At 53.5% G+C, this 12010-nt stretch carries 8 protein-coding genes and 6 pseudogenes; 9 read left to right on the forward strand and 5 right to left on the reverse strand.

The genetic code is table 11. From position 1 onward, the window contains the following. The first annotated feature begins 1 nt into the window (after position 1). The 4 genes and pseudogenes from kefB-GI (at position 2) to F8561_RS16660 (ending at position 4311) form a co-directional block, all read left to right on the forward strand. Positions 2-1711 carry a heat resistance system K+/H+ antiporter KefB-GI gene (kefB-GI, locus tag F8561_RS16645; protein WP_023326110.1) on the forward strand — a complete coding sequence of 570 codons (1710 nt, stop codon included), beginning with the start codon at positions 2-4 and terminating at the stop codon, positions 1709-1711. Between the two features lie 2 nt (positions 1712-1713). Then, positions 1714-2210: pseudogene (psiE-GI, locus tag F8561_RS16650) on the forward strand (heat resistance protein PsiE-GI). Beyond that, positions 2188-3135, forward strand: a complete 948-nt coding sequence (locus F8561_RS16655) for a zinc metalloprotease HtpX (RefSeq protein ID WP_151887720.1) — start codon at positions 2188-2190, stop codon at positions 3133-3135. The pseudogene psiE-GI and the gene F8561_RS16655 overlap by 23 nt, the downstream one beginning before the upstream one ends. Before the next feature lie 24 nt (positions 3136-3159). Next, complete coding sequence (locus tag F8561_RS16660) at positions 3160-4311, forward strand: S1C family serine protease (protein WP_032629948.1); 1152 nt, start codon at positions 3160-3162, stop codon at positions 4309-4311. Between the two features lie 224 nt (positions 4312-4535). Here the strand turns inward: F8561_RS16660 and F8561_RS16665 are convergent. Next, positions 4536-4931: pseudogene (locus F8561_RS16665) on the reverse strand (IS5/IS1182 family transposase); the annotation flags it as partial. A 224-nt stretch (positions 4932-5155) separates the two neighbouring features. Between F8561_RS16665 and F8561_RS16670 the strand changes: the two are divergent. The 4 genes and pseudogenes from F8561_RS16670 to F8561_RS16685 form a co-directional block, all read left to right on the forward strand. Beyond that, entirely contained in the window at positions 5156-6151 is a 996-nt protein-coding gene (locus F8561_RS16670; RefSeq protein WP_033147120.1) for an IS110 family transposase, read from the forward strand. Positions 6152-6344: 193 nt separating this feature from the next. Beyond that, positions 6345-6773, forward strand: coding sequence for a GFA family protein (locus F8561_RS16675; protein WP_001554382.1), 429 nt, complete (start codon positions 6345-6347; stop codon positions 6771-6773). 17 nt (positions 6774-6790) lie between these two features. After that, positions 6791-7375: pseudogene (gene istB / locus F8561_RS16680) on the forward strand (IS21-like element helper ATPase IstB); the annotation flags it as partial. 68 nt (positions 7376-7443) lie between these two features. Then, positions 7444-7761: pseudogene (locus F8561_RS16685) on the forward strand (DDE-type integrase/transposase/recombinase); the annotation flags it as partial. 146 nt (positions 7762-7907) lie between these two features. On the opposite strand, the pseudogene F8561_RS24420 reads toward F8561_RS16685, so the two are convergent. The 4 genes and pseudogenes from F8561_RS24420 to F8561_RS16700 all read right to left on the reverse strand — a co-directional run. After that, positions 7908-8075 (reverse strand): annotated as a pseudogene (locus tag F8561_RS24420) (tannase/feruloyl esterase family alpha/beta hydrolase); the annotation flags it as partial. After that, positions 8070-8228, reverse strand: a pseudogene (locus F8561_RS16690) (IS3 family transposase); the annotation flags it as partial. The pseudogenes F8561_RS16690 and F8561_RS24420, both read right to left, overlap by 6 nt. Before the next feature lie 647 nt (positions 8229-8875). Continuing rightward, positions 8876-9109, reverse strand: coding sequence for a diguanylate cyclase domain-containing protein (locus F8561_RS24665; protein ID WP_080277803.1), 234 nt, complete (start codon positions 9107-9109; stop codon positions 8876-8878). Continuing rightward, positions 9081-9839, reverse strand: coding sequence for a diguanylate cyclase (locus tag F8561_RS16700; RefSeq protein WP_049015821.1), 759 nt, complete (start codon positions 9837-9839; stop codon positions 9081-9083). The genes F8561_RS24665 and F8561_RS16700 overlap by 29 nt, the downstream gene beginning before the upstream one ends. Before the next feature lie 405 nt (positions 9840-10244). Between F8561_RS16700 and F8561_RS16705 the strand changes: the two genes are divergently transcribed. After that, positions 10245-11534, forward strand: a complete 1290-nt coding sequence (locus F8561_RS16705) for a methyl-accepting chemotaxis protein (protein WP_049015823.1) — start codon at positions 10245-10247, stop codon at positions 11532-11534. Positions 11535-12010 lie beyond the last annotated feature (476 nt).

Below are 12010 nucleotides of genomic sequence, written 5' to 3' on the forward strand. Positions count from 1 at the left end.
GATGCAGGGCTTGCTCGGCACTACACTAATCCTGCTGGCAGCTTGCAGCCTGGCGGCGATGGCGACGGCGGCGTTCAGAGTGCCCGCCTTGCTGGGGTATCTCTCTGTCGGCGTTGTACTGGGCCCCTCAGTCATCGGCGTGATCGCGCCGGGGGAGACGCTGAGCTTTCTGTCCGAGCTGGGCGTGGCGCTGCTGTTGTTCATGGTCGGACTGGAATTCTCCCTCGGAGACTTCTGGCTCGCCCGCAGGACGGTGCTGATGGCGGGCGCTCTGCAGATGATCGCCGTGGCCCCGCCGCTGATCCTGCTATTGATGTGGCTGGGGCAGCCCGGCCAGAGCGCCGCGCTGCTCGGCACTGCGGCGGCCATGTCGTCCACGGCGCTGGTCAGCCGACAACTGGCCGACCAAGGCGAGCTCACCACCCGCCACGGACGCAGTGCCATCGCCGTGCTGGTCTTTCAGGACCTGGCCAGCGTGCCCCTGCTGGCCTTGCTGGCGATCTGGGCGCGCGGCGAGTCGCCGAAGATCGAGCATGTGCTGCTCGAAGTATTCGGTGTGCTGCTGCTGTTCGCGGCAGCGGCCCTCGTCTCGCGCCGTCTGTTGCATGGCCTGCTGGGCTGGGTGGCGCGGCGGGGCCACGAGGAATCGTTCGTGCTCGTCTCCTTGTGCGTGGTGGTGGCTGCCGCCGCTGCTGCGCACGCGGTCGGCGTATCCGCCGCCCTGGGGGCCTTCCTCGCCGGGATGGTGCTGGGCGAGAGCGACTTCCGGCACCACATGGAAAGCCACCTCAGGCCGTTTCGCGATGTGTTGTCGGGCGTGTTCTTCGTGACCATCGGCCTGCAACTGGACGCAGCACAGATTCTTTCGGCACCGCTGGCGGTGCTGGCGTGGCTGGTGGTGCTGGTACCGGTCAAGATCCTGCTCAATACGCTGGCCTTGCGGGCGACGCGCCTGTCCGCCCTCGATGCCTGGCGCACGGGCATAGCGTTGGGGCACGGCGGCGAGTTCGCCCTGCTGTTGTTGGGCACGGTCTTGCAGCAGCATCTGATCCCCGCGACCGTCGTCCAACCCATGCTGGTCGCGCTGGTGCTCAGCATGGCCCTGGCACCGCTACTGATCCGCCATCACGATGTACTTGCCCGGTTCTTGAGCCGCACCGGCGGCGTCATTCAGCCACCCCAGGCTGAAGAAGTCGAGATCGCCGCGCAGACGACGCGATATCGAGACCATGTCATCGTTTGCGGCGCGGGCGAGCTTGGCCTGACAGTCAGCGAGATTCTTCGCCACGCCGGCGTGGCGCATCTGCTGCTGGAGGCGGACGCGCAGAAGGTAGAGGCCGCGCGTGCCGCCGGCGCGCCGGTGTTCCATGGCGATGCCAGTCGGCCCGATACCTTGCTGGCTGCCGGCTTGACGCATGCGCACTTGGTGGTGCTAACGTTCGCCCATGCCCAGCAAGCGTTGCGCATCGCCCAGGCGATTGCCGAGCGCCGTCCGGCGCTAACCTTGTGGGTGTCATGCAGAAGTACGACCGCGGCCGATGCATTTCGCGCCATGCCTAACGTGCGCGTTTATCAGCAATCCTTTGCCGCAGCTATTGGGCTGGCGGAACAGGTGATGTCGACGCTTGGCATGTCGACCGAGTTGATTGAAGGACACATCAGTGCAATGCGCCGCCGTCTTGACAGCAGCCGTTTTCCAGGGAGTTCATAGTCATGAAATCAAAACGCCTTAACCCATTTCAGGTCTTGCGTGACCAATTGGCCATCATGAGTTTTTACGAGCGCTTCGAGCAGGTCGTCGCGCTCGTGCTGTCGGCGGTGATCGCCGTCATCATCATGGTGTCGCTGTTCCAGCTCATCTCCATCGTCTTCACGCTGCTGGTTCTCGATGCCTTCAATCCCCTGGACCACAAGGTATTCCAGAGCGTGTTCGGCATGATCATGACGCTCTTGATCGCGATGGAGTTCAAGCATTCCATCGTGCGCGTGGCGCTGCGTCGGGACAGCATCATCCAGGTTAAGACGGTGGTCCTGATCGCGGTGATCGCACTCTCCCGCAAGTTCGTGATCCTCGACTCCGACGCGAGCCCCGCAAAGATAGCCGCGCTGGCAGGCGCACGCTGGCTCTGGGTGCGACCTACTGGCTGCTGCGCAAGCGCGGCGACCGCGCCGCCGAGACCTCTGAGCATGACCCGTCATCATCCGAGTGATCCGCGCACTGCGCTCTTGCAACACCGCTGGCTCAACCGCCTGCAGACCGGGCTGTTGGTCCTGACCCTGGTCGGGATCGCAGCCGCAGCAGGGAGACTGCCATTTGGGGAAGGCTGCCTGTGGCTCGCGCTGTTTGCCGTTGCAGGTGCGTTGCTGCTGGACCCGGTAGCCGCGTCGGCGCTGAGCTTGCGCCTGTACCGCGTACGGGCCTTGCACCCGCAACAAGCCCACGAGATGTGGGCCCTGTTGCGCGAGCTGCCCGCCACGCCGGTGCCGCACTATGTGCCCAGTGCCGTCGTCAACGCCTTCGCCACCGGATCGAAGCAGGAGGCATCGATCGCCCTCACCGATGGCCTGCTGCGCAGCCTGAGCCCACGCGAGCTGGCGGGTGTGCTCGCGCACGAGGTCGCGCACATCACTAATGAGGATCTGCGTATCATGGGGCTGGCGGATTCCGTCAGTCGCCTCACGTGCCTACTGGCCCTTATGGGACAGATCGCGATCCTGCTCAGCCTGCCCGCGCTGCTGGTTGGCGCGGCGGAGGTCTATTGGCCTGGTCTATTGTTATTGGCCGCATCGCCCCAACTGGCCCTGCTCGCACAGCTCGGCTTGTCTCGCGTGCGTGAGTTCGACGCTGACCGCCTTGCGGCGGAACTGACTGGCGACCCGCAGGAGCTGGCGTCCGCGCTGGCGAAAATCGAGCGGGTCAGCCGCTCCTGGCGTGCCTGGCTATGGCCGGGATGGGGCAATCCCGAGCCCTCCTGCTTGCGCACGCGTCCGGCAACGCAAGAGCGCATCGCACGCCTGCTGACGTTGGCGCCTGGGCCAGCATCAGCGTTGCCACTCCGCGCGCCCCATTTTTTGCCGGAATCCGCTTTGGCGACGCGCCCACCGCGCTGGCGCCCGAGCGGGCTGTGGTGCTGATTGCCCATCAACAGGAGACGTCTCATGGCCTATCTCGACCCGTACCAACGCCCCGCGCCGGACCGCTTCGTCCGGCGCTGGCTCTTCATCACCGCCTGTATTGCCGCGCTCATGCTGCTGTGGCAGTTTCTGTCTGCCATCGAGGCCTGGTTCAGTCCGCGCGAGGCAGCAGAACGCACCGTGATGGCGCGTGGCGATCTGGCGGCGGACGAGAAAACCACCATCGAACTGTTCGAAAAATCGCGCGCCTCGGTGGTCTACATCACCACCGCGCAATTAGTACGCGATGTCTGGACGCGCAACGTGTTCTCCGTGCCGCGCGGCACTGGCTCGGGCTTCATCTGGGACGACGCCGGCCACGTCGTCACCAACTTCCACGTCATCCAGGGCGCGTCCGAAGCCACCGTCAAACTGGCCGACGGCCGCGACTACCAGGCCGCGCTGGTGGGGACGAGCCCCGCGCACGACATCGCCGTGCTCAAGATCGGCGTCGGTTTCAAGCGCCCGCCGGCCGTGCCGGTCGGCACCAGTGCCGACCTCAAGGTGGGTCAGAAGGTGTTTGCTATCGGCAACCCCTTCGGCCTGGACTGGACGCTCACCACTGGTATCGTCTCCGCGCTCGACCGCTCGTTGCCGGGAGAAGCGGGCGGCCCGGCCATCGATCACCTGATCCAGACCGACGCCGCCATCAACCCCGGCAATTCCGGTGGCCCGCTGCTCGATTCGGCTGGGCGGCTGATCGGCATCAATACCGCCATCTACAGTCCGTCTGGCGCCTCGGCCGGAATAGGCTTTGCGGTGCCGGTCGATACCGTCATGCGCGTGGTGCCGCAACTCATAAAGACCGGCAAGTACATCCGTCCGGCGCTGGGCATCGAGGTGGATGAGCAGCTCAACACGCGTCTGCAGGCGCTGACCGGCAGTAAGGGCGTATTCGTATTGCGCGTGACGCCGGGCTCGGCGGCGCACAGGGCCGGGCTCGTCGGCGTCGAGGTCACCGCAGGCGGCATCGTGCCCGGCGATCGCGTTATCAGCATCGACGGTATCGCCGTTGACGACGTCACCACATTACAGGCCCGGCTAGACGACAAGAACGTTGGAGATGTTGTGGTCTTGTTAGTGGAGCGGGCCGGCAAGACTCGCGAGATGCTTGTGGAACTACGACCGGGAGTTTGATGGAAAGTGGGTCATGGATCTGCACAGCGAAGCAGCCAAGCGACTTCAGCCTTGCGCCGAACTACGAGCCCTAGCTAGGGATGGTCTGAAGTAGCCCTGTATTTCCGGCTGACTTCTGCCACTGCTGATTTTGAAAGCGGTGAACCGATCAAAAACGATCGGATCACCCGCTCATTTCGGTGCTTTCAGCCGTCGCGAGCACCTTGCGACGGCCATTTTCCGCATTACAGGCGCACCTCTCCTGCGCTTGCCAGCAAATGTCGGCGGGCCATCCATAGGTTCGACAGGGCAAACAGCGTCACCAGTTGTGCAGTGTTCTTCACCAGCCCTCGGAAACGTACCTTGGTGTAGCCGAACTGCCGCTTGATCACGCGAAACGGGGGCTCTACCTTCGCTCGCACTTGCGCCTTGGCCTTCTCGATCTTGCGCTTGGCTTTGTACAGGGCGCTGCGTTTATCGAGCATCTTGTAGGTGCTGCGGCGTGCTGCGACCTGCCAGATCACTTCTCGGTCGGCATGCTCGGAGCGCTTTTCGACGCCTGTGTAGCCGTCATCGGCGCAGACGACGTTCTCGTCGCCGTGCAGCAGTTTGTCGACCTGGGTGACATCCGCCACGGTGGCTTGTATCTAACAGTTTGTGGTGATTAGCTACCACCACTGAAGCAGAGTGAGCTGCCCCCTTCCCTTAAGGTCAGAAAAGTCGGCACCGCTGAACCTTGATTTGCAGCACATGGCCCTCCGCTTCACCTTTCACGCCAGCACATAAGGTTGAACGGTTACCGGGAGCTCGACTCCGTATGTACAAGGCGAACAGGCGTGACGGTTTATGTGAGAGGAGTTTGACCATGTTTCCAGTCGGCATTGACGTAAGTAAAAAAACCCTGGATCTTTGCATGCTTTATGACGGTATCAAAGGACGCATAAAAACCCGTAACATCCAGAATAACAGACATTCAGTTGAAAATATTCTTCGCTGGCTCAGGCTTCAACATTGCAGTCCGGAAGATGTTCATGTGGTAATGGAAGCTACCGGTGTTTATCACGAACGGCTGGCCACTGAATTACATGATGCCGGTTTCCGGGTTTCTCTGGCCAACCCTCACCGTAGTCGGGAGTTTGCGCGTGGCATGGGAATCATGACAAAAACGGATAAGGTGGATGCGTATATGCTGGCCTGTTACGCATTCCTTAAGAAGCCACACCGCTGGGAGCCGCCGGCACCCGAAATCAGATATCTCGGTGCACTCCTGCGACGGCGGGATGTTCTGCTGGGTGATGCCCTGCGTGAGGAGAACAGGCTGGAAAAATACCTGTCGACAGACACACCTGCAGATATTATCAGTTCCTGCAGGCGTATGGCGCAGCTTCTGCGCGAGGAGGTAAGTAATATCGAGCGGCAGATAAAAGCACATATCAAAGCCAGCCCTGCACTGAGGCGTGATTATACACTGCTGACCTCAATTAAATCGGTTGGTCCCCAGCTGGGGATGCATATGCTGGTCGTGCTTCGCAGCCATAACTTTGTATCGGCTGAGCAGGCTGCCGCCTTTCTGGGCGTGGTGCCGATCGAGAAACGCTCAGGCACATCGGTCCGGCGCCGGCCGCGGATGTCGAAAATCGGCCCCCCTCAGTTGAGAGCGAAGCTTTACATGTCCGCCCTGTGCGGAAAAATCTACAATAAGCGAATGCGTGATATTTACGATGAGATGTGCCTGCGGGGTAAACCTAAAATGGTGGCCATTGGCGCGCTGATGCGGAAACTGGTGCACTGGTGTTATGGCGTCCTGAAGACCGGAACCGTTTTTAATGACGAAGACCTGAAACCGGTACTGTCAACCTGACTATACCAGGCTGGCATTAAACACAAGGTAACGCTCACTGCAATAAGTGAGCGCAGTCCGTTATGAGCGAAGAGCGGATATTCAGACCGACTGATAGCTGATTTTGAGTTGCCAAAAAGAGCGCTCCTATTCAGTACAAAAAAGATGGTAATGTTTCATAAAATCTCTTAGGCCTTGCAGGAATGGTTTTGAAATGAATGGATCTTGTTTGTGTGGAACAATTGAATTTGAACTTACTCATAAACCAGCAGTGTTTTATCGTTGTCATTGCTCGCTTTGCAGAAAGCAGAGCGGCGTGGGTTACAATCTCGCCACACTAGTCAAAGACAGTGAGTTTCGCTGGATTAAAGGGGAAAACTGCATTGCTTCATGGTCTAAGCCAACGGGGTACCGTACAGATTTTTGCAATGTATGTGGCTCAACTGTGCCTAACAGTCTGCGAGATGTACCTTATGTCTGGGTTCCTGTTGGTTTAATTGACGAACGTCTTGAAATGGAATGTGCAGGAGACTTCTGCACTGATGATGCAATGCCCTGGGATGAAACCCGCTCACCTAGTTGTCACGCTGGACCTGTCGAGTCTCTAGCCTCGCTTTTAAAGTACCTGAAACTCAATTCCTGAGCGTCAGCATTTGGCACAGAGCAGACTCTCAGGAAGCCCGGTTGCCGGTGGCGAAAACGCTGGGTGAGTATGACTTCAGTCAGGTGCCGGAACTGAATAACGCTCAGTTCTGGCAGCTCTGCGAAACGACAGACTGGGTTGATGCCGTAGAAAACGTCCTGTTGTTCGGTGCCAGCGGCCTGGGAAAAAGCCTTCTGGCGGAGGCGATCGTGGATGGTGTTGTAAGGCTGGGCTACCGGGCCCGGTTCTACAGTGCCGGAGAGCTGCTGCAGGAGCTGCGTAAAGCGCGGACACAACTAAAACTGAACGAGCTTCTGCTGAAACTGGATAGCTACCGGGTGATAGTGATAGACGACCTCGGGTATGTCAAACGCGACAACGCGGAAACGGGAGTGTTGTTCGAACTGATCGCGCATCGCGATGAGCGCGGCAGTCTGGTCATCACTAGCAACCATCCGTTCAGCACGTGGGGCAGCATCTTCGTGGATGAAACGATGGCTGTGGCAGCAGCCGACCGGCTGATCCATCACGGATATATTTTCGAGCTAAAAGGAGAAAGTTACCGGAAAAAGACAGCGAAGGCAGTAACCAGCGTGGCTTAAAACCACCTATCAATGGATGCGGCCAGAGTAGTTGGCGCCAGTCGGCAAAACTAGTTGACGTCTAATACGCGGTAGCAGAAAGCAATATGTGGTGGAGTTCGGACCGCTTCGAGTTCGGCTGTGACAACGGTGAAAAACTGCGGGTCACGTTCGCGCGGGACTGCTGTGGCAGAGAGGCCATAGACTGGGCGGCAAGCACCGGAGGCTACGACAGTTCGAGGGTGCAGGATGTGATGCTGAGGTCGGTGGAAAAGCGTTTCGGTGACAGGTTGCCGGATACTCCGATACAGTGGCTGAAGGATAACGGTTCAGCGTATACCGCGCATGAAACGCGGAAGTTCGCCAGAGAGCTGAACCTGAAGCCCTGCACAACAGCGGTGAGCAGCACGTAGAGTAATGGCATAGCTGCAGCAACCGGAGAACTGGTCAGCTGTAGACCATGAAAAAGAGATTCTGCTTTCATTTTGCCTTCAGACATTGTTCCCTGCGGCTGCATTGGTGGCATTGCCACTTTTTCATGAGTATCAGAGGCCAACTTGCCCGAAATCAGAACATCTGGTGCCTTATGTTGTTCGGTCCATTCCATCAGCGGAGAAAGCAAATCTATCTGATTTAACCCTTCACCACCGCCACAATGACCTACTCCCGGCAACAGGAACAGACGGACAAACTTTTCAGTATTTCTTTCTCCAAGCTCCATCGGCCAGGTCAGGCTCGGGGCATCCAGACGCAGAAGCGGAAACCGTTCAGACGCCAGCCCCTCCTGACGCAGCATCAGCCAGATGCGCCGATAACCAAAACGTCTGCGTTCAAGAGTCAGCTAGATAATATGCCCTGATAAATGTGCATCAGCGTACAGCTGCTGAAGCACATTTATCAGGGCGTATCACAAAGCTTGCGCTCGAACGAAGGCGTTTTGGTTATCGGCGCACCCGCCGGAGGGGTACGGCCAGCTGTTTCGTGCATTTGAAGCAGATGACACTAGTATCTGCATCAGATGCGGCTAGCAATGTGGATTGACAAGGTCCGGGGCGAGAGAAGTGGCGCATCAGAAGGTTGCCCCCTGACGATCGACCGCATGTCTGACTAGGGCGCTGCACGATCCAGGGATAAACTTTGCGACCGCGATGTTTGCTTATTGCGAGGAATTGATCAGCATTAAAGGCGCGATGGGCCACGCCAGCATCACCTCAACTCAGCAATATGCTCGGCGCTGAGAAACACGGTTTCGTCTAATGCATTATCTTCTCAGACTGATTGAGAACTGGCAGGAATCTGTATTAGATATCACTGTCGCAACTCAAGAGGTTGCAAGACTGCTCTGTAGTCCATGTCTATTCTAAGTTTTCAAAACAATCAAATATAGAGTTTCTGCTCCGGACTTTGTCATAAGTGCGTCGTATCGGTTCTCTCTTTTTCACCTGCACAGTCCTGTCGGGCCACATTACTGAGGTTGGAGACTGTGGTGAGCGAGTGTCTGATAATGTATAACATACCGGATCAGGATATCTCTCCATTTTTTATGGCATACATTTTCATGTCTGCCTCTTTCATTATGTCGGAAGGTACCTTATGTTTCTCTGCATTAAATTCTGCAGTACCTGCTGAAAATGATAATATACCGGATATTGTAGCGGATTGATTTAAGTTATGCACAGCTAGCTTGATTTTTTCTACAACTGATACAGCATCAGCCTCTGAGCAGTCAGTCAGTAAGTAAAATACTGAATTCATCACCACCGAGTCTGGCAATCATGTGATTGCCTGCTGTAACCTCTTCAAGGATGCGGGCGAAAGCCTTCAGCACTCTATTGCCTTCATGGTGTCCAAAGGTGTCATTGATAAATTTGAACTCATCGAGATCAATAACGATGACACTAAACACGCTCTTTTTTAATCGTGCTTTGCGGAAGGTTTTTTCAAGAAAGAGGGTATAGGAGCGGCTGTTAAATTGTTCAGTTAAAGAATCTTTAATGGCTATTTGTAATAATTCAAACTCGTCTTCTACAATTGCTGCGAGGTCCATGAGCAAAGACATTTGCTCTGGGGAAAAGATTTTTGGCGAACTGTCAAGCACGCAGATTGCACCGGCTATATCTCCGCCGGGTAAACGCACCGGATATCCTGCATAAAAACGTATAAAAGGATAGCCGGTAACCAGAGGATTTTTTAAAAAGTTTGGATTCATCAATGTGTCTTCAATGACCAAAGGCTGTCCGGTTTTTAAAATCCAATTGCAGAATGACACCATTTTATTTATTGGTTGCAGTTCCACACCACATAAGGATTTGAAGTACTGCCGTTCTTCATCAATTAGTGTAACCAGCGCTATTGGAACATCAAACAACCTTACCGCTATTCTCGTCAGTCGATCGAAACGTTCATCTGAGCCGGTATTCAAAAGTTCGATGTTATATAAAGAAAGCTGTCTTTTTTCTTCGTTTCTCTGGTTGGAATTAATCATTTAAATCGTTTATCTCACTAAAGTGATATATTTATGTATTTCTTTAAATAAAGTGGTGCTTTCAGTTAGCAGGAACAGTTTTAATAAACTTTCGGTATATGTAAATTCCTTTCTCTTGAAAAAAAAGCGCTCTTTATAACCAAATGTTATAGAAAACATTGTGGTATCGACAAAACCAACCGTCGGAGAATAAATCAACACATTAATCTTATGCTATTGAACTTAAACTCCTACTTCAATATAGTTATACAATTTTTTTTAATGTCCATGTTTATCTGTTGCCTTTTCTCCTGATAGACACTATCCTGTTGATTCCATGAATATTGTATGGCATATGCTTGTCGCCAACTCTGTTTCTTTTTATGAGCCTGACTTTTTAGATAAAAAACTATCCAGGACTAAAAAATGCTTAAAAAATTCATTCATTCTTCAGAACCTGTTCTGAAGGCGCTGCAGGATCACGCAGCTTTTATAGAGTTTTCAACAGATGGCGTCATTTATGACGTAAATAAAAAATTTCTTGATGTTGTTGGTTATGAAAGAGACGAATTGATTGGACAGCACCATCGCATATTTTGTGATGAAGACTATGTAAAAAGTACAGATTATGAGTCTTTTTGGCTAAAACTTTCTGCCGGGTACTCGTTTTCTGACAAGTTCATGCGTTATAAAAAAGATGGCTCGATAATATGGCTTGAAGCTAACTACATCCCTATTAAAAGCAGGGGGGGTAAAGTAAAAAGCATCATAAAAATAGCCAGTGATATAACAGAGCGTATTGTCATAGCTCTTGAAAAGGATGCGTTATTAAAAGCTGCAAGTCTTTCTATGGGAATGATCACATTTTATCCATCGGGACACATTATCACAGCTAATGATAATTTTTTAAATGCTGCAGGATATAGCCTGGCAGATATCCAGGGTAAACACCATTCATTATTTTGCGATAAAACTTTCAGTACATCTGCTGAGTATGCACTTTTTTGGGAAAGATTAAGTTGTGGTGAAACGCTGACCGGTGTATACCGGCGCATCACGAAACACGGTGCGGATTTGTGGCTACAGGCCAGTTACTGTCCTGTTTTTGATTTTAACGGAAAGGTAATGAAGGTTGTCAAATATGCTCAGGATATTACAAAACAGAAGTTAAAAAATGAGTTTGAAGCACAGGCGGCGCATAAGGCATATGATGTGTCATCTTTAACTGCGGAGCAGACATCACATGTCAGTGCAGCAATTGCAGAAACGTCTGTTGCTCTTGAAGACGCAATTACCACTACCACGGTGCTGAATGGGTATATTCAGCAATTATCACAGCGCTCCGCAGAAATAACTGAAATATCAAATACTATCCATGATATCGCCGTCCAGACAAAAATGCTTTCACTGAATGCCACAATCGAAGCTGCTCGGGCTGGAATTCATGGTCGGGGATTTTCTGTTGTGGCTGCTGAAGTACGTCTTCTGGCGGACAGGATAGATTCCGCTACGAAACAAATTTCGGGTATTACTGAGCAGAACAGCGAACTCTGTAAAAAGTCCGTAGTGAAAATACGTGAGAGTAATGATGCGATCATAAAATCTGTCAATACGGCAGAAAAGACCGCAGAAATAATCTCGCAAATCAGTATGAATGCCTCGGCCATGATGGCGGTTGTTGAAGAGATAAATACTGCTGTACAGGCTGAATCATAGCCCCCTGCTTTCAACTGGTATTTTTTGTGTCTGAAACTAGAGTCAGTATTTTTAACTTAAATGTCATTACATAAAAAATTGACAAAGTAGTGGACGATGAAAAATATCAGTTTTTCACTCATGCCTCCTTCCAATTTCATGCCTCCGAAATACGAAAAGCAACCTTAACGAATGGAAGGGACTTGCCATGGATGGTTATTCGATTAAGGTCAAATCCCCTGAAAATGGCGTATAGCGCAGGAGTACACCTTATCGCTATAGGTGAGCCTTTTCAAAAAACAGGCTTACCGTACAATAATTCTCTATATCCAAACTGACCCCATTATGCTTACGCCGGCCACCTGGGGATTATTGGTCTGGTACAGTCTGCTTTTGGCTTACTTAGGATGACGTGATGGCTATCAGTGAGAAAGAACTGATAGCCCGTAACCACCTGACAGGTTATCGGTCGGGCTTAACTGGTTATTAGCGCAGGG

The organism is Enterobacter sp. 198 (genome assembly GCF_009025585.1).
In the GTDB taxonomy this organism is placed as follows: Bacteria; Pseudomonadota; Gammaproteobacteria; order Enterobacterales; family Enterobacteriaceae; genus Enterobacter; species Enterobacter ludwigii.